We start from the raw sequence: 18,540 nt of genomic DNA, 5'->3' as shown, positions 1-18,540 counted from the left end.
AAAAAAGGAGTAGATAATGAAACGCACACTTATTTTTCTCGCGGCGGCAGTGCTCATGTTAACCTCGGCGGCCTTCGCCCAGCCGGGCGGGCGCGGACCGATGGCCCCCGGCCAGGGACAGGGCCAGGGATACGGGATGAAAGACGGCATGCGGGGCGGCATGGGTATGATGAATGATGGTTTCGGCGGACCGGGGATGTTGCTTCGGGTGGCCGATGAGATCGGTCTCGATGACCAGCAGAAGACGCAGATCGACAAACTGGCTCAGGAGAACGGGCTGGCGCGGATCGAGAAGCAGGCCGAACTGGAAAAAGCCGAATTGAAAATGCGTCATCTGAGGGTGAATAACGGGTCCGATACGGAAATCCTGGCCCTTATGGATAAAATCGGCCAGTTGAAAACTGATCTCCAGAAGATGAGATACCAGCATCACCAGGCGGTCAAAATGGTTTTGACCGAGGCTCAGCTTGAGAAACTCAAAGAGATGAGGAAGGAATTTCGTCGCGACGGCTGGAACCGGGATGATGATGACCGCGGTCGCAGAACTGGACGCGGTCAGGGTCGGGGAATGGGTATGGATGATGAGGATTTCGATTCCGGATTCGGTTATGGGTTGCACGACGGCACCGGCCCCAGAGCGGATTGTCCTTTGCGATAGACAACACTTGATGCTGTGATTGCTGGAGGACCGCCGGGTTATTTCCCCGGCGGTTTTTTAATGGCGGCTCGATTGATGTTGTATGTAATAATGGGTTCATTTTGTAGGCGGCAGACGCCCTCGTCCGCCCCCCTATTGGATTCCGGTGGCGCACCCCTTGGGGTGCGGGCCTGTTCGCCGATACTGATATTCGTGGGCCGCAGACGCTCGTCTGCCCCGAATTGAATCATTCCCACCGCCTTCATGTCATTTCCATTCCTATTTTTGTCACTCCCGAAAAAAGTCTGTCATTCCCGCCCCCTCCATGTCATTCCTCCGGTCCATGTCATTCCCGGCTTTTCTATGTCATTCCCGTTCTTTTTCATGTCATTCCCGGCTCTTCTATGTCATTCCCGTTCTTTTTCATGTCATTCCCGACCTGATCGGGAATCCATCTTGATCCCCTCTCGAGAGGGGTGGATCCGCCGAAGGCGGAGACGGGGTGTGTTATCCATTCCGCTTTACACACCCCTGAAATCCCCTCTCAAGAGGGGACTTTGAACGTTTTCGCGGGCGGCAAACGCCTTCGTCTGCCCCTTATTGAAATTGGATGGTCAGAAATCCAATTTATGGGCATTTATGTGACTTTACCTACTCGCTGGGTGGGCTATAGGGCCAAAAGGCCAATTTTTATACAAAATGATGACAATCTAGGCGACATCGTACATTGACACTTGACAAGATTGTAAACAAAGTGGAGACCCCGAATTCGGGTTAGAATAATCCTATACTCTTTACCCTTGTAAATACTACTCTTCTCGTGGGCTGATTGTGTCACGAATGAAAGTCAGTACGTATCCAACTACTAATCCGAGTAAGAAGGTGAATGTGGCACCATCTATTTTATCCAAATAAGTAAGTGCTCCTGACACTCCAACGATAAGGAATACGACGACCAAGGCAATCCAAGCCATTCTCAGTTGCAGCCTTGCAACTGCTCGTTCACGCCGGATGGATTGTTCAAAGAACGCCTTCAGGAGTTGAAGCAATGGGTCAACTCTGTCGGCTATTACGTCAATGATATCAACAATAGTAATCTTCTCGGAATCATCGAGCTTTGTCGTATTCTTCCCTGTCGCATTGCTTGTATTTGAATCTGTCTGCTCCTCTTCCATATCCTCTCCTATGTTACTTGTTCCAACTATATGGGTGTCAAAAATGATAGTCTGTTCTGATAGGACATCAGCTTAAGTAGTCCGGCCGCACATTTTAATGAAGCAATACACGCCAGTCGTCTGCTTTTTTGTCCTTTTTCTTAGCCACAATCACTTTTGCAGATTGGGCAATTTTATCACGCATTGACAATAGGTAGTCTATACGATTTTGTGTCTTATACTTGCCATCCAAATATGGGCATTCATCATAGAGTAATTCAACTACCGCGGTATCGGGTTTCCGCTGAGAAATCCGTTGGAGCTTCGGTAGGTCATCATTTAGGACATGTTCATAATGGACTCGATGTTGTTGCGCGTCGAATCCAATAGGAAACACCTTTACCTCAATGACCATTCTAGGAACTATTACGGGCCTACGAATATTCTCAGTCGAAATATCTCCAATGACTATATCGAGCTTGTCATTCTTACGAGCTCCACGCACACGCGTATCTAGATGCAATTCCGCTACACTCACTTTTGCTTTCGAAATGAGTAGATGATAAAGAAATCCAACCACATCGGCTTCCAGTAATGGTTTAAAAGACCCCCGTTTGACTTCCTCGACCATATTCTCCACCTGCTTGACCAGATCATAATTATTCATCTGATGCTCCCGGAGGCAACGCATTTAAGTACGTTACTTATCTTGTTCCATTTTATTTTGATCACTTCTCATAGAGTGGTCAATGAGGCGCTCCATAATGTGTTCCAGTTCTCTCATCATCATGTGTCCTTCTTTTGACCGCATCATAAATTCTTCCATAAATGGACCATGCATAGTGAATTCAACTGCGCGACGAAATCGCGACAATGCCTCTTTGACTGCTGCCTTGCGGTTGCTACGAGAAGCGCGATAGACTTCCATGCCAAGCTCATACAACCAAGGAACATCATCTCTTAGAAGGCTTGCCATAATCAATACGCCCAAGTACGGGTCGTATCCCTTTGGGGACATCATATGCATCATTTCTTCGAACATCCTTGGGTGGAATCGTCGCATACGTCTGCTCCGAAGCAAGCTGACGCCGTCGGAAAAACGTTCCTCCAGGCTGGATGGCATATCTCGAAGCATGACTTTGATTTCTTCAAAGAGCTTTGCTGCTGAAGTCTCCGAGGATTCAGGGTAATCTTGAGGACCTTCGTTTTTATCCCCAAGCCTTTCAAGGACTTCATCGACACTTGTCTTGAACGCTTGAACTTGAAGTGCTACCGCTTCATGGTCAGGGTCTGTATTAGGTATACGCTTCAAAAGCTGGATAATCAAACCAGTTAGGCCCTCTACATCATCTTGACAATTATGAAATTGATAAAATGGTCCAGTGCTCACTTGGGAAAGAGGCACGCCAAGAGCGATCCCCTGAACCGGAGTATCCATTTTACCTTTAGCAACGCCTGCTTCAAAGAGAATCCATGGTCTATTCAGACTTCTCTTAGTGAAAAGACATACTACGTCACTTGCCGCATCCAGTTTTTCCATGAGGCGATTATACCACTCATCTCCATATTGTATACCTTCAGTTCCTGCTCTATCGGATGAACGAAATGATTTGAGCGTACCTGCGCTCACGCTTTTCAGCAATTTACTGAATGCATCGGCCAATTCTGCGTCTCTCGCGTCGTGACTGATAAAGACGAGCGGTGCGCCTCCATCAGACAGCTTTCGCCCACCAGTCTCAGAGACGCTTTCAGATTCTTCTTTTCCCACCATTGGTTTTCCTCCATTTGTTTCTTGAATAGGTTGTAAGTTTCGTAACTCACCCATTGGATGGGTATAATCCCCTATGGCAATCGGTCCATTTCAAGTGTGATTTATTCCGATGATGATATCAACCACCCTCCCGGAGGCCGTTTCCGATGGTGCAAAGACAATGGTGTGTTAAGCGGCGGCTGTGGCCACCCGGTTTGTTGTTCGAATCAAGAGCCAGGAGCGCGGGGCTCCTGACCTGCCAGAGTAAGTATAATATGCGAGCGGGAAATCGGCAATAGATAATTCAAAAGGAATCCCAATGAAGACAATTCTGGATTCCCATTTTCATGGGAATGACAAGGGGAATGGATTCCCTCAGCCTGTATTTCACAGCTTGCTATGGGAAATTTCCTTAACGGGAATGTATAGGTGTTTCAAATATACAATTCAACAGCAAGCCGTGAGGTACAAAACAATGTCATTCCCGCCCCCTCCATGTCATTCCTCCATCCTTTTAATATTATTCCAGGCTCTTCTAAGTCATTCCCGGCTTTTCTATGTCATTCCCGTTCTTTTTCATGTCATTCCCGACCTGATCGGGAATCCATCTTTATCCCCTCTCAAGAGGGGTGGATCCGCCGCAGGCGGAGACGGGGTGTGTTATCCATTCCGCTTTACACACCCCTAAAATCCCCTCTCAAGAGGGGACTTTTAACGTTTTTGCGGGCGGGTGGTCCGCCTTCCCGGTAGGTTTCTTTTTGATTCTCGCAAAATCCCTCATTTTCCCCACCATTTCACCCCAAATCCATACCCCGCCCCGATTTATATGAAAACCCGTTTACCCAAAACTCCCGGCACTAAAAACTTTTTACTGACAAAACGAACCCATTTTGGGGCCTATCCCAAATCGGGGTGCCCCGCCGCTTGCGGTGGGAAAAATTCCCGGAGGATGAAACGAACCCATTTTTATAAAATCATATTATCTTTGCACGGTGACAGAATCTGTCTCCGCATGGATCAATATCGGTACGGCATAACCGCATCAAGGAACAGTGTAATATTATAAACATGCGGGATATTGAAAAATGCCGTCCGGTTTTTGCTTTACCCATACATATAATTGCTTATATTGTATATGCGTAACAGGCAGGATAAAAATAGTGAAGGCAGGTCGCGTGACCTGCCTTTATGCCATCAGGGCCCCCCCAGTTCTCATCCCTGGCGGCATATTGACTCTATTAATAAATATCGGATATGCCTGTCCGAATATTTAGCAGACCGGAAGGGATCAGCCCCGGGCGAATCATGTAGGGTTCAAACAGGTTTATTATGACCATAAGTGGCCTTTTTCAAATCCCGGCCGATATTGAAACGTATAATAAATACATTCTGCCAAATTGGCAGGAATAGGTCATAATTGACTTGACACGATGGATTTAGCACTGTAAAATTTAACGGAAGATTATGAAACTCAACGAACAATTCATAATGGATTTTCTGGCCTTCAAGGCTGGACGGCCGTTGAAAATCAAGGATCTGGCCCGCGAAATGGAAATATCGGCCCGCGATTATTCATCATTTCGAGGGATGGTCAAAAGCCTGCTTGACAGCGGGCGGCTGGTAAAGCTCAGGCGGGGCCGGATCGGGGTTCCCTCGGAACTCAACCTGGTGGTCAGCCATATCGCCATTCAAAAGCGGGATCATGGGACAATCGTGACCGATGCCGGCGAAGTGGTGCCGATTGACCAGGCCAAACTTCACACCGCCCTTGATGGTGACAAGGTCATGGTGCGGGTAAACAAGAATCGCGCCGGGGAGCTGGAGGGGACGGTTCTCAAAGTTCTGGAGCGGGCCAATAAGTCATTCGTGGGGATTTTCCAGCGGGGAAAACATTTCAGCACGGTGATTCCGGATGCCAGGAAATTCCGCCGCAATGTATATATTCCCAACGCCCTGTCGAAAGACGCCGGTGACGGCGAACGGGTGGTGGTAACAATTACCTTGTGGGAGGACCCCTACCGCAATCCCGAGGGGCAGATCGAGGAAGTGCTGGGCAAACCGGGAGAGCAGGGAGTCGATCTCCAGACCGTTATCAGGAGTTTCAACCTTCCCGGCGAGTTTTCAACCAGGGTACTATCCGATGCGAAAGAGGCGGCGCGTCTTTTCAATGATGAGGAAATTCAACGGCGGCGTGATTTCAGCTCGGAAGTGATCTATACTATCGATCCGGCCGATGCCAAAGATCATGACGATGCCGTTTCGGTGAGCAAAACCTCCAATGGTTACCGTCTGGGAGTATATATCGCCGATGTTTCGTATTTTGTCCGGCCCGGAACAGCCCTTGAGAAGGAAGCCTTCAATCGGGGCAACTCGGTTTATCTGCCCGGGATGGTGATCCCGATGCTTCCGGAAGAATTGTCCAATGATCTTTGTTCGCTCAAACCGAACCGGCGGCGGCTGGTATATGCGGTTTTGATGGATTTTTCGGATCGCGGACGGATGCTGAACTGGGAAATCGTCGAAGGAGTGATTCGTTCGCGGGCCAAACTGTCGTACGAGGAAGTGCAGGAGTTTTTTGACGGCCGACCGGCAAACAGCAAAATCGACCGGGTGGCCGATAACCTGACGGTCGCAAGAGAACTGGCGCGGTTGCTTCAGAGTCAACGAATGGCCGAAGGGTCGCTCGATTTCGATCTGCCGGAACCGCTGATTATCATGAATAAAAAGGGCGAAATTATCGAAATTGGCAACCGGGTCCGGCTGGAGTCGCATCGCTTGATCGAGGAATTCATGCTGGCCGCCAATAAAGCCGTGGCGCTCCATATGTCCCGCCTGGGCCTCAAATTTCTCTACCGGGTGCATGATCGCCCCGATCTGGAAAAACTGGAAGCCTTTTCATACATGATGACCACCCTGGGGTACAAATTCCCGGTATCGGATAAAATCAAACCGCTTCAATTCTCCCGTTTCCTGGAAACCATCAAAGGCCGGCCGGAGGAGGAGTTCATCAACGAGCTGATGCTCCGCTCGATGAAAAAGGCGGTGTATCAACCGGTCAATGTCGGTCATTTCGGACTGGCCTTCAAGCACTACGCCCATTTCACCTCGCCCATCAGGCGCTTTCCCGATCTGATCGTACATCGGTTGCTCAAGAAAGTGAAGAACCGTCATTACCCGGTTAAATTCGAGAAAGGCCTCGATACGATCTTGACCAATATCGGGCGGCATTGCTCCGATACCGAACGGACCGCCGAGGCGGCCGAGCGCGAGGCGATTAAGTACAAGCAGGTGATGTTCATGTCCCGGAAGATCGGGGAGCATTACCGCGGCGTTATTTCCGGGGTTTTGAATTTCGGTTTCTTTGTCCGGCTCGAAAATATCGGGGTGGAGGGAATGATCCGGCTGTCGACACTCGATGACGATTACTACCAGTACGATGAAAAACACTACCGCCTGGTGGGGCGGCGGACCAAACGGGTATTACGGCTGGGCGACCCGGTCGAGGTGGGCGTGCTGGCGGTTGACAAGGTTAAAAACGAAATCGACCTGTACCTCCTCGATTACGATGCGGATAAACTTCAACCTGAGGGCGAGAAGCCGAAAAAACACCGTAAACATAAAAGGCGGGAACGGAAATGATTCGTAACGTTTTTATTCTCGCCGATAAGGAGGTCTTTGAAAAGCATCCGGATTTCAGGGTGATTTTTGAATCGCTGGGAGAATTCGTGGGTGAACTGTCGCATCTTTATACCCTCCTCAAGGAACGGACCGCCGATCTGATTTTGATTGCCGAACAATTCCCCGGAATCAATGCCGGGATTATCCGCAAAATCCGGCGGCGCAGTCCGATGGCGGATATCTGGAAAGTAGTATCTCATCCGGCGGGGATTCACCCGGATCATGAAGATCCTGAGCTGTTCGAAGGGATTATCAATTGCACCGACGGCAGGGAGCGGATTGCGCCGAAGGTGGGGAAAATCCTTAACCAGAAATCCCTGCTGGATAAGTACGGGATAATCGGCCGTTCGGAGAAAATGAAAGTGGTGGCCGAAACGATCGACCGGATTGCCCCGACCGATATTACGGTATTGATTAACGGGCCCTCCGGGAGCGGCAAGGAACTGGTGGCGCGGGCTATTCATGATAATTCGCCGCGGGCCGGGGGGCGGTATGTGGCGATCAACTGCGGCGCCCTGGCCGAAGGGGTTCTGGAATCGGAGTTGTTCGGGCATGAAAAAGGAGCTTTCACCGGATCGGTGTCGAAACGCGAGGGGCTTTTCGTGCAGGCCAACGGGGGAACGATCTTCCTCGATGAAATCGGGGAAACCAAACCGGATATGCAGGTTAAATTATTGCGGGTTCTCGAGGATGGATATTTTCATCCGGTCGGCGGTGATCGTCCGATTCGTTCCGATGCCCGGGTGATTGCGGCTACCAACCGCGATCTTTTTGAGGCTATTCGGGAAGGCCGGTTTCGTGAAGATTTATACTTCCGACTCGGGGTGGTCAAGATTAATCTGGCGCCTCTTTTCGAACGACGGGGGGATATTCTGCCGCTTTTATGCCATTTCGCATCAGGTGAAAAGATCGGCGGTTTTTCCGATTCGGCCCTGGAAGTTCTGGAGCGTTATGACTGGCCGGGGAATGTCCGCCAGTTGAAAAATTTCGTGGCCCGGATGGGAGCGCTGTATCCGGGTGAACAGATTTCCCTTACACGGGTGGAACAGTTTCTGGCCGAACAATCGGTTGAACAACGTAATCTTCCGGTGGTAACGGGACATACTCCGGAGGAGGCCGGTCATGAATTGATTTATCATGCCCTGCTGTCACTGGGGAGCGAGGTCAAACGTCTTCGTGATTTGATTCTCGATAATATTCCCGCGAAAAGTGAGGTGGAAACAGAACCGGAATATATAAAGCCGGGAAAGGTATATTCGGGCCGGACACTGAAGGAGATGGAGCAGGAGATGATCGAAAAAGCCCTGCATGAAGCCGATGGAAACCGAAAACTGGCGGCCCGCAAGCTGGGTATCGGGGAGCGGACCCTTTACAGGAAAATCAAAGAGTACGGTCTTAATTGAAATCGCTGTTTTATATATCACTGGCCATTGCCTGTCTGATTACTCTTTCGGCTGTTTCCGTTCTTGGTGAGAATGTCAGCCTGGCGGTATATCCCTCGGATGAGGAACTTTATGAGGCCTACCTGCGCGGGGATATCGACTATCAGACATATCTTAATCTGGTCGATATATTCGAAGGCGGGATAGACAGTACCGATCTCTATCTGCTCGAAGAAATTCCCAATATCAGTTATTTCCTGCAGTCATTAACCGGGGACTTTTCCGGGCTGGAGCAGGAACAGCAGGAAGCATATATCGAAAGTGCGCCGGAAGAAAAGAAAAAAACCGGGTATTTTCGAAGCCGGGCCTATCAGAAACTCGAAGAAGACGGTGAAAATAAAGGCTATTTGAATTTCAAATCCCGGCTTAATTCCGAGTGGTCGGTCGAGGCCGGATTTACAGACAACTATGACGGCGACAAGCAATGGAGTCGCCGCTCGGCGATATATCAGGCCCGGCGCGGTCCGGTCAGGAAAATGATTTTCGGCAATTATACGGCCCGGTTCGGTCTGGGTCTGGCGGTCGGTTTTCGGGGGCGGCTTCTGGATAAGGATGAAGTGACAGGATTGAAATCACTGGCTTTCCCCGATTACGGGGGCTTCAACGGAGTTTATATCGAGGGCGGGCGGAGTAAAGACGCCGTTCGGGTTATGTTGCACTACGATGAAAACGATGAATTCAGTTTTCGCTGCGGCGGGTTGGATTTTTCGAGGCAACTGGGGGATTTCCGGGTGGAGGGGATGGTTATCGCATCGGCTCTGAAAAACCGCGAGACCGGGATCAAGTTTACCCAGTACCGTTTCGGCTCTTTTGTGCAATACACCCTTGATAATTTCAATGCCGCAATTGAGGCGGCCTTCCCTGGAGAATCGGGGAGCGCCATTCCGGCCGCGGTTTTCGAGACCCGCCTTAAAGGGGAGGACTACCTGATAAATTTTTCGGCCTGGAATTACACTGATGATTATATCAATTTCACCGGGGGTGGACGTTCCGGGGGACTGTACCAGACGGTTACGGTGGATACGGCGGAGTTCGATTTCCGGGACCGGCGTTATGACCAGCGCGGTATTCTGTTAAAAAGCCGGGTCAGTTTCGATGGTGATATCGTCTATGATTTTCATTTTTCGATTTACGGGAAAAGCCGGTTTGAAAATTATGAACAATTGATCGCCGCCGTGGAAATACCGCTGGGGGGAGTATCGCGAATCAGGATCGATTTTCGGAATAACCGGGAAAAAGATATTACCGCATCGACGGAAGAAACCGAAATCAGAACGGAATACCGTTACCGGCCGGGTATATTTGACCTTCGCGCATATATTTCGTATAATCAGGATAAGCAGGATGAGCAGTTTATGTCTTATTTTTCGAGAATAAAGTATCGGCGAAATGGTCTTGGTTTGCTGGAGTTATGGCTCAACCTGGATAAGGTTTCCCAAAGCCGGGGCCAGATCGATTATTTCTACGGTTATGTAAAAGAAACTCTGGCCCTGACCGCGTCAATGGAAATGGCCGCCAAGTATTCGTACCGGTACAACCGCGCCTACAGCGAGCGGGAACAATCCATCTTCCAACTGGAGGCAACCTACCGATGGTAAAACGGGGATGGAAAAGTTCTCCGATTATCCTGGGGCTGGTGCTGTTAATGATGATTTCCGTCCGGGCGGAATTGGTTATAAACGAAGTCATGTCCAATGAGCCGGGTAGTTCAACCACGCTGGAATGGATTGAACTTTATAATAATTCAACTGTTTCCATTTCCCTGGGATTTCATACCCTGATAATCGACGGGGTACCGATGTCGCTTCCCGATAATGGAGTCAGGGCGCAGGAATATTTGATCCTGTGCCGCAAACTGTATGCCGATGCCGGGTCGCCCGGGTTTGAATCGGTCTGGGGCGATAGCACCGGTATCTGGGGTGATAATACCGAACTGGAATTTTATGATGTCGTCGAGGTGGATTCTATCCGCCTGACCAACACCGGGGGAGAAATCAAACTTAACCGGTTGCTGACGCAGGTGTCGCGCTTTGTCTGGCAGGAAAGCGGGTCCGACGGAGTCTCCTGGGAGCGGTACCTTCCAACCGATACCGTGGTATATAGCTGTCTCGATCCGAAAGGCAGTACGCCCGGTGAAGAAAACTCGGTCACGCCGAAAGACAACGATCTGGCACTTGTGGAGGTTAATGTTTATCCGGCCGAAGAAGGGCAGTGCGGATTCGAGGCCATGCTGGTCAATGTCGGTCTGCTGTCGCAACCGGCCGGCAATCTTCGGGTGTCCTACGATCCCGAACGGGACAGTGTCGCCGACAGCACCGACTTGATCGCTATTTTCGATTTTCCGGCCACCGAGCCCGGCGATACCCTGATAGCGGACACATATCTCGATCTTGACGGCTATTCCCCGGAACTTTTAATCGAACTTCCGGAAGATGATAAAATGCTCAACAACAAAAAGATTATAACCGGTTTCGGACGCTTGTACCCCCCGATAATCCTGTCGGAATTTATCGCTGATCCGCAGGGCAGTCTCGAGGTCGAATGGGTGGAACTGAAAAACCGTTCCGATTTCGATCTGGACCTGCATTACTGGTATCTGGGCGATGAGATCAAACTGCAACCGATAGTCGGCTCCGAATATATCCTTCCGGCCGGCGATTATGTCGTCCTTACCAAAGACACCTCGCTTTTGATGTCGTACTATGACGATATCCCGCGGTATCTGCAGATGTCATCATGGGCGGCCCTGAACAATGACACCGATTTTATCCGGTTACGCGATAATTATGAATTCGTGATCGACAGTTTCTGGTATGTTCACACTTTCGGGGGCAATTACAGCTGGGGAAGGAGCGAGGATCCGGGAATGCGGAATTCCTGGGGGCGCTCGGTTGATTCCGGCGGAACACCCGGCTATGCCAATGAAATTTACCTGCAGGCCTCCTCGTCGTCCATCGAGGTGACCGTTTCGCCGAATCCATTTTCGCCGACCGAGGATGAAATGATGCTGATTGATTTTTCGGTCCCGGCCGGTGATAATCTGACGGCGAAAATTTATGACACCGAGGGGCGGGTCGTAAAAACCCTGGTGGATGGTGTTCCGGCTTACGACGGGCGGATCGAATGGAATGGTTACTCCGACGGCGGGCGGCGGCTGCCGATAGGTATCTATATACTGTATTTTGAGGTCAGCGAGGCCGGGCAGTACAAACAGACGGTGGTAATAGCGCCATGAGATATCCGGCAATTATATTATTGATAATACTGGCGGCGGTTCCGGTATATGGCTATGATTTCGAGGCCGGGCGCATTTCCGGGATGGCGGGAAGCATTATGCTTTCGAACCCCTCGGCCACCGATCTTATTTCCTGTCCGGTGATCCTGCCCGAGGCGGGCCGGATTGTTTTCGAGACCGGATACCAGCGGAAATTCGAGTTGTCCGATCTCGACCGGGTTTACGCCGCGGCCGGTTATCGATATCGCGGATTATCGACCTCACTCGGTTTTTCGCAATTCGGACGGAGTGGTTATTATACCGAGCAGTTGATCAAATCATCGCTGGTTTTCAATTACCGCTGGTTCAGTCTGGGAGTCGGAGGAGGAGTCAAACTGGTGGAGATCGGCGAAGTGGAGAGAAAATATTCGCTTAGTGCGGTGGGAATTGATCTGGCGGCCGGATTCAAATATAAGGTATTTCATGCCGCCGCAATCGCAGAAAATATTAACCGTCCCCGGTTGGATGAGAACGCCCCGGCCGATCAACCGGTTTACAGCATCTATGGCGAGATCGAAGGATCGGCGGATTTCTCGGTGGTGGGCAAGGTTGCTTTCGAAAAATACGAAAAGCCGCGCCTGTCGATCGGGCAGTATATCCGAATCATGAATGATAATGCTCTTTTCTGGGGAGTCAGTAACAATCCGTTGACCTATGGGGGCGGAGTGGAAATCAAGTATTCCATGTTCGGTTTAATGTATGCCGTCTCATATCACCCGGTTCTCGGATTCACCCACAATATTTCGCTGAATTTCCTTTCAGGGGAAATTCTGAAGTGAAAACGATGGTCCTAACGCCGCGTCAGAGAATCGAAGAGTACGAACGGAAAATCCTGGCCGGGTACGCCTGCTATTCCTCATTGAGCCGGGGGCGGCAGTATCCCCAGGCGGAGCATCCGATCCGAACCGCTTTTCAGCGCGATCGCGACCGGGTGATACACTCGACGGCTTTCCGGCGGATGGAATACAAGACTCAGGTCTTTGTCAACCACGAGGGGGATCATTACCGGACCAGATTGACCCATACCATCGAGGTGGCCCAGATCAGCCGGACTATCGCACGGGCTCTGGGACTCAACGAGGACCTGGCCGAGGCCATCGCGCTGGTGCATGATCTGGGACATACTCCGTTCGGTCATTCGGGGGAGGATGTTCTCGATAAATTGATGACCGGGTTCGGCGGATTTAACCACAACCGGCAATCGCTTCGGGTGGTCGATCTCCTGGAGCGGCGCTATCCGAATCATCCGGGGCTGAATCTGACCTATGAAGTACGGGAGGGAATCGTCAAGCATGAAACCGGGGCCGGTCCGTTGATGCCGGAGATTTTCCCCCCGGATGAAAAACCGACCCTGGAAGCCTCGCTGGTCGATCTGGCCGATGCTATTGCATACAACAGCCATGATGTCGATGACGGCTTGAGGTCGGGGATTTTCAGTCGTGATGACCTGGAGGAGGTGCCGATCTGTGTCGCGGCCCGCGAGGAGTCGGAACGGGTGTATCCGGATCTCGATGACGATTACCGGCATCATTCGATAATCCGAATTCTGGTCGATTGGATGGTGACCGATCTGATCAACCGGACTCATGATAATTTGAGGAAAAATTGTATCGAGACTCTCGACGATGTCCGTCGCTCGGAGATCAAACTGGTTGTTTTCTCGGAGTGGATGGAGAGCAAGATGAAAACCCTAAAGGATTTTTTGATGAGGAAAATGTACCGTCATCCCCGGATGCTGACCATGGCCGAACAGGCCCGGCTGGTGATTGTCCGGCTTTTTGAATTCTACCGGGGCGACCCCCAGGCCCTTCATGTCAATTTCAAAGACCGGCTTGGAACCGAACCGGTGGAAATAATCGTCAGCGATTTTATCGCCGGGATGACCGATCGTTTCGCCTATCGTGTTTATGAGCGGCTAAACTAGACCGCAATGCCGAAATTGGTATCATTTTAATCCATGCCATTGTGTAAAATTTTTCCGGGCACTGTTAATCTTTTAAACAGTGCCCCCAATTAGTACAGCCGGATGACCTGTCAGGCGGTCTGATATTCCTCCTGCCGACACCATAAGATCATGCCGATCAGAAACTTGTAAAGTAGCCATGGAATTGGCCCGCTTTTTGACATACATGAGCCTTCGGAAACTAAAACCAGAAAAATAGTTATCCGGGGGTTATTGCTTTGAAAACGTTCATGAAGAAAATCGTGAGTTTTACGGCTATGATGGCGCTGGCGGCGATTATTATTCTGGGTTTCGCGAACGCGGAAGCCACAATAACGATGACTTCGGTCACGCTTCATTTTACGGCGCCGGGCGATGATGGCAATAGCGGACAAGCCACTGAATATGATATCCGTTATTCGCTGTCCCCGATCAATGAATCCAACTGGGACCAGGCGGTGCAGGCGGCCGGGGAACCGATTCCTTCGGTGTGCGGCTGTATCGACAGCTTTTATGTCGAGGGTTTGAATCCCGGGACAACATACTATTTTGCCATTAAGGCTGCCGATGAAGTCCCCAACTGGTCGCCGCTTTCGAATATTTATGAAGCCACGACCCTGACGATGAGTCTTGATGTCGATGAAGACGGAGATTTGATTCCAACGGAATTCAACCTGGCCCAGAATTATCCCAACCCATTCAACCCGGTGACGCAGATCGAGTATTCGGTACCCTCCAATTCGCATGTGAAGATATCGGTTTATAACACCCTGGGGCAGTTAACCCGGGTACTGGTGGACGGAGTGAAGTCGGCCGGGGTTTATACTGTCACCTGGGATGGCACCAATAATGCCGGTCATCATGTGGCGTCGGGAATCTATCTTTATCGAATCGAGGCCGGGCCGTACAACCATACCCGTAAGATGGCAATAATCCAGTAGCTTTATATATAGATTGTCTCCTCCCGCATTTTTACTCTGGGGGCTGTAGCAAGGGGCATAGCAACAGCGAGAGCGGCCGTCGAATCCGACGGCCGTATTTTCTTATCTGAATTATGATAAACATCAGAGTGATTGGCAAATTGTGAAACAGGCCGCTGGGAATACCTCTTTGTGAATTCCGATTCATAAGAGCTGTTGCGGGGGTGTTTGTCGAAAATATTAATCCTTTGTATTTCAATGACATGGCGCTGTGCAAAAGCCGAACAGGGGGGAGGTACGGGTTTTGTTGGAATAGGCTAATGTTATGGAATGCTATTTTGGATCATACCGGCGTAACGGTCGGGGCGAAGATACCAAGAAGATGGTGGTCTGTTTTTCTATTCCCGATGCCGGGATTATTTTTAAGGCGCCGTTCGATGCCGAACAGAGAATGCACACCGAATATGCCTCGCTGTTGACCTTGCTGGAATTTATCGAACTCAACCAGAAGCTTTTCAGGGGCAAGGAGCTAAAGATTTTCGGTGACAATTTCGATCTGGTCGAGCAGGTGAACGAGAAACGGGCCTGCCGTTATGAATTTTCCGAGCTTCTGAAAAAGGCGATTGATTACAAGAAGAAATTCAAATTCCAGATTGGCTGGGTGCCCACCAGCAATAATCCCTCGGTCAATAACCTTTTTGATTGACAGTCAGACGCAGGGCCGTTTATTATGGTGTTGTGTCACCATCGGAACTCGGAAAAGAACTGGAACAGGGCAAATTTAGGCCTCTTTACTATTTTTTCGGCTCCGAGGATTACCGGATCAAGGAGGCCGAAAAAGCGGTAATCGGGCGATTCCTGCCCAAGGCATTACAGGTAACCAATCATACCTCCCTATCGGGCTCCAAAAACAAAATCGATGATATTTTGACCGAGTTGTCGATGATTCCGATGCTCGGGGAACGCCAGGTTTTTACCATTTCAGATGTCCAGTCGTTTTCGGAGACGGATCTCAAGAGGTTTTTTTCTCTTCTTGATCCGCCCGATTCGTCTCGAATAGTGATATTTTCAACACCCTCGGCTAAAACCCCCAAGAAAACCACCAAGCTATATAAATTTATGGATACAAAGGCGGCGGCCGTGGAATTTCCGAAACTCCGCGGGGATTCATCTAAGCGCCGTATTTTAAAAGCCCTGGCCGATAATAATATCAAGATTGACCCAAAAGCCCTGGACATAATTATTGAATTATCCGGAGGCGATCTGGGCGGCCTGACGGCCGAGATCAACAAACTGATCGATTATATCGGTGAGGGGGGAACAATCACCTCGGAAATTGTGGCCGAAGTATCCTCGGATTATCAGGTCTTTAAAATTTTCGAATTGGCCCAGGTCGCGGCAGTCGGGGAATACGTTAAAGCCATGACCATTATTGACTTCCTGATAAGAAGAGGCGAAAATCTGTCGTCGCTTCTATTCTGGATGGGGGATCATTTTGTGGGATTATACCTGGCCCAGAATCGTAAATCGCCGGGCGGCGGCAAGGATATGAGTTGGAAGTATCGGGGGCAGATGGAATTGTATAAGAACGAGCAGTTGGAATATATAATCGAACAAATCGCCCGGGCTGATTTCGATTTAAAGAACAATGTCAAGCCGGAACGGTTGATAATCGAAAGGCTGATATATAATATTTGCCGGGAGTATCAGAAAAATCCTCATGCCTGAAAAAACCGGGGAAGAAAAGCAACCATTGCCTGTAAACAGTCAGGATGACACCGCTGAAGATCGGCAATGGGTATTGGCCGCCCAAAGCGGCGATAAGAACGCTTACGGCAAGCTGGTGACCAAATACCAGCGGCGGCTTTTCCGGTTTTTATTTATGATGTTGAAAGAGAAAGAGATGGCTGGCGATATAGTCCAGGATGCTTTTGTCAGAGGTTATGCCGCCCTGGATGCTTTCGAGGTCGAAAAGCCGTTTTATCCTTGGATCGCCACGATTGCGCGTAATCTGGCGATAAATCTGCTCAAAAAAGAGGAGCGGGAAAGGCCGATTTCTGAGTATGAAAACCTGATGGAAACCACTCCCGACAGCTCCGACAATCCGCTGGATCTGATAATCGAGAAAGAAACAGAGGATCGTTTCGGCGCGGCGGTGGCGGCTTTGCCGACTCCATATCGGACGGTATTCGTTCTGAGGATGTTTGAGAAATTGAGTTATGAGGAAATTGCCCGGCAACTCAATATTTCGCCCGGGACGGTTGATTCGCGGTTGCACCGGGCCAGGCAGAAACTGGTCGAAATGTTGAAAGATTATTTGTAGAATAATTATATGCTTTCAGAAGAATGGAAACATCTGCTGTCGAGGTTTATCGACAATCAGCTCGATGAGACGGAACGGGATCAAGTCGAGAAGGCTCTCGAAAGCGATCCCGAGGCCCGCGAGTATTACCGTCAATTGCTGGCTCTGGACAAGAAGGCAGGGGAAATGACCCTTGATATGGACGAGGCTTTCTGGAATGAACAAAAGGAAGTCATTCTTGAAAAGATTACAGCTGTAGCGGAAGAGAAAATTGTCCCGGTCAAAAGCAGATGGTATGCAAGAGTGAATTATAAAATTGTGGCCGTGGCCGCCTCAATTGCTCTGGTGACTTTTATTTCGATTTTCGAGTCACAACTTCTCGATCACACCCGGACAATATTCGGAGACAAAACCCCAAAAGTCAAGGTCACTCCGGCACCAGTGACCGTCGATTCTGCAGGCTGGAGAGATGATGCTTCGCAGATGAGTCTCTACGAGAAGAAGAAGGACTCCGAGGAGAAAGGAACATTGTCGAGGGAAGATATTACTACTCCGAATCGGCTGGCGGATGAGATCCCGTTTGAGGAAATACCGCCGCCGGATAAAAAAAGCGAGAGACAACAAGAATTACCGCCTGCGACAGAAATAATCCCGGTAGATGAATTGGCCAATGAAGTCAAGGCTGAAATTCCAGATGTGAAAACGATTGAACCGGCAGAGGAAATTCCGAAAATGGATTTGGCCGGGCGGGGGGGGGAAATGCCGATTACCGAGAAAATCCAGCCGACGCCAAAGGGAAACCCGCCGGAGCCTTTGGGGGATACAGCTTTATCTTTGCCATCAATGGAGGCAGTGACTAAGCTGAAATGGCAGGCTGAAATGGTCCGGGGCGGAGGTGGTGATAGTTCGATACCTGCGGCAGGGAAGAGCGTCTTGAGTGGTTATGATTATGATTTGGCGAATCGCGCTCGCACGGCCATTAATACCGGAGAGCAGGAAGGTTTGAAACAGGGTCTTAAGTCTCAGGCGGGAGCAGTGGTTGTTTCGCATGAGGAACTTGATTCGACATTATTTGGTGACTTTACACCTGAGCAAAAAGAAACATATCTTGATTGGCGCCGCAAAGCCGAAGAGGTCCAGCAGAAATATGGCATGATGTTTTTGTCGGATAGGGTTTCCGGTAGTTTGACTTCGCAGTCCTCGGGACTTTCGGGCCAGGTATCGATAAGCGATGAAAATTTACTGAAGATTGCTCAGACCTTTTATGAATTAGGTCGAATCACACCCATCGGCGAAGAGCGGACCCGGATGATCGGCAATCTTGAGATTATCAAGGGTCGAGTGTCGGCCGACAGTACTATCAATCTGATCAAGTATTACCTTTCGGAACTCCGGAAATAATAAATCAGCAACCTTTTTGAGGGAAGGCCGTATTCTGTAC

At 49.9% G+C, this 18,540-nt stretch carries 15 protein-coding genes; 12 read left to right on the top strand and 3 right to left on the bottom strand.

The window, feature by feature from the left end; all coding sequences use genetic code 11:
• Positions 1-16 precede the first annotated feature (16 nt).
• On the top strand, positions 17-658 hold the full coding sequence (locus JXQ28_11525) for a hypothetical protein (protein MBN2278362.1): 642 nt from the start codon (positions 17-19) through the stop codon (positions 656-658).
• Positions 659-1,446: 788 nt separating this feature from the next.
• Here the strand turns inward: JXQ28_11525 and JXQ28_11520 are convergent.
• From JXQ28_11520 to JXQ28_11510, 3 genes are all read right to left on the bottom strand, one after another.
• Positions 1,447-1,812 carry a hypothetical protein gene (locus JXQ28_11520; GenBank protein MBN2278361.1) on the bottom strand — a complete coding sequence of 122 codons (366 nt, stop codon included), beginning with the start codon at positions 1,810-1,812 and terminating at the stop codon, positions 1,447-1,449.
• Positions 1,813-1,906: 94 nt separating this feature from the next.
• The gene (locus JXQ28_11515; GenBank protein MBN2278360.1) at positions 1,907-2,458 is read right to left on the bottom strand and encodes a hypothetical protein; all 552 of its coding nucleotides are present in this window, start codon (positions 2,456-2,458) and stop codon (positions 1,907-1,909) included.
• 33 nt (positions 2,459-2,491) lie between these two features.
• A complete protein-coding gene (locus JXQ28_11510) occupies positions 2,492-3,616 on the bottom strand; it encodes a toll/interleukin-1 receptor domain-containing protein (GenBank protein ID MBN2278359.1) in 1,125 nt (374 codons plus the stop codon).
• A gap of 1,389 nt (positions 3,617-5,005) precedes the next feature.
• Here JXQ28_11510 and rnr point away from each other — a divergent pair.
• The 11 genes from rnr to JXQ28_11455 all read left to right on the top strand — a co-directional run bounded on the left by rnr (position 5,006) and on the right by JXQ28_11455 (position 18,500).
• On the top strand, positions 5,006-7,180 hold the full coding sequence (gene rnr / locus JXQ28_11505) for a ribonuclease R (GenBank protein ID MBN2278358.1): 2,175 nt from the start codon (positions 5,006-5,008) through the stop codon (positions 7,178-7,180).
• Positions 7,177-8,622, top strand: a complete 1,446-nt coding sequence (locus JXQ28_11500) for a sigma-54-dependent Fis family transcriptional regulator (protein MBN2278357.1) — start codon at positions 7,177-7,179, stop codon at positions 8,620-8,622. Before rnr ends, JXQ28_11500 begins: the two co-directional genes overlap by 4 nt.
• Positions 8,619-10,259 carry a hypothetical protein gene (locus tag JXQ28_11495; protein ID MBN2278356.1) on the top strand — a complete coding sequence of 547 codons (1,641 nt, stop codon included), beginning with the start codon at positions 8,619-8,621 and terminating at the stop codon, positions 10,257-10,259. Before JXQ28_11500 ends, JXQ28_11495 begins: the two co-directional genes overlap by 4 nt.
• Complete coding sequence (locus JXQ28_11490) at positions 10,253-11,896, top strand: lamin tail domain-containing protein (protein MBN2278355.1); 1,644 nt, start codon at positions 10,253-10,255, stop codon at positions 11,894-11,896. Before JXQ28_11495 ends, JXQ28_11490 begins: the two co-directional genes overlap by 7 nt.
• The gene (locus JXQ28_11485; GenBank protein ID MBN2278354.1) at positions 11,893-12,714 is read left to right on the top strand and encodes a hypothetical protein; all 822 of its coding nucleotides are present in this window, start codon (positions 11,893-11,895) and stop codon (positions 12,712-12,714) included. Before JXQ28_11490 ends, JXQ28_11485 begins: the two co-directional genes overlap by 4 nt.
• Positions 12,715-12,719: 5 nt before the next feature.
• Entirely contained in the window at positions 12,720-13,859 is a 1,140-nt protein-coding gene (locus tag JXQ28_11480) for a deoxyguanosinetriphosphate triphosphohydrolase (protein ID MBN2278353.1), read from the top strand.
• A gap of 257 nt (positions 13,860-14,116) precedes the next feature.
• Positions 14,117-14,818 carry a T9SS type A sorting domain-containing protein gene (locus JXQ28_11475; GenBank protein ID MBN2278352.1) on the top strand — a complete coding sequence of 234 codons (702 nt, stop codon included), beginning with the start codon at positions 14,117-14,119 and terminating at the stop codon, positions 14,816-14,818.
• Positions 14,819-15,122: 304 nt separating this feature from the next.
• Positions 15,123-15,503, top strand: coding sequence for a hypothetical protein (locus JXQ28_11470; protein MBN2278351.1), 381 nt, complete (start codon positions 15,123-15,125; stop codon positions 15,501-15,503).
• Positions 15,500-16,525, top strand: coding sequence for a DNA polymerase III subunit delta (gene holA / locus JXQ28_11465; GenBank protein ID MBN2278350.1), 1,026 nt, complete (start codon positions 15,500-15,502; stop codon positions 16,523-16,525). The genes JXQ28_11470 and holA overlap by 4 nt, the downstream gene beginning before the upstream one ends.
• Complete coding sequence (locus JXQ28_11460) at positions 16,518-17,120, top strand: sigma-70 family RNA polymerase sigma factor (protein ID MBN2278349.1); 603 nt, start codon at positions 16,518-16,520, stop codon at positions 17,118-17,120. Before holA ends, JXQ28_11460 begins: the two co-directional genes overlap by 8 nt.
• A gap of 9 nt (positions 17,121-17,129) precedes the next feature.
• Positions 17,130-18,500, top strand: a complete 1,371-nt coding sequence (locus JXQ28_11455; GenBank protein MBN2278348.1) for a zf-HC2 domain-containing protein — start codon at positions 17,130-17,132, stop codon at positions 18,498-18,500.
• Positions 18,501-18,540 lie beyond the last annotated feature (40 nt).

This window comes from Candidatus Zixiibacteriota bacterium, from assembly GCA_016933955.1.
GTDB lineage: Bacteria > Zixibacteria > MSB-5A5 > GN15 > PGXB01 > JAFGTT01.
This window is presented reverse-complemented; position numbering and strand designations above follow the sequence as displayed.

Coding starts and splice junctions, on each gene's coding strand:
- JXQ28_11525 (MBN2278362.1), top strand. CDS start 17: ATGAAACGCACACTTATTTTTCTCGCGGCGGCAGTGCTCATGTTAACC.
- JXQ28_11520 (MBN2278361.1), bottom strand. CDS start 1,812: ATGGAAGAGGAGCAGACAGATTCAAATACAAGCAATGCGACAGGGAAG.
- JXQ28_11515 (MBN2278360.1), bottom strand. CDS start 2,458: ATGAATAATTATGATCTGGTCAAGCAGGTGGAGAATATGGTCGAGGAA.
- JXQ28_11510 (MBN2278359.1), bottom strand. CDS start 3,616: ATGGGTGAGTTACGAAACTTACAACCTATTCAAGAAACAAATGGAGGA.
- rnr (MBN2278358.1), top strand. CDS start 5,006: ATGAAACTCAACGAACAATTCATAATGGATTTTCTGGCCTTCAAGGCT.
- JXQ28_11500 (MBN2278357.1), top strand. CDS start 7,177: ATGATTCGTAACGTTTTTATTCTCGCCGATAAGGAGGTCTTTGAAAAG.
- JXQ28_11490 (MBN2278355.1), top strand. CDS start 10,253: ATGGTAAAACGGGGATGGAAAAGTTCTCCGATTATCCTGGGGCTGGTG.
- JXQ28_11485 (MBN2278354.1), top strand. CDS start 11,893: ATGAGATATCCGGCAATTATATTATTGATAATACTGGCGGCGGTTCCG.
- JXQ28_11480 (MBN2278353.1), top strand. CDS start 12,720: ATGGTCCTAACGCCGCGTCAGAGAATCGAAGAGTACGAACGGAAAATC.
- JXQ28_11470 (MBN2278351.1), top strand. CDS start 15,123: ATGGAATGCTATTTTGGATCATACCGGCGTAACGGTCGGGGCGAAGAT.
- JXQ28_11460 (MBN2278349.1), top strand. CDS start 16,518: ATGCCTGAAAAAACCGGGGAAGAAAAGCAACCATTGCCTGTAAACAGT.
- JXQ28_11455 (MBN2278348.1), top strand. CDS start 17,130: ATGCTTTCAGAAGAATGGAAACATCTGCTGTCGAGGTTTATCGACAAT.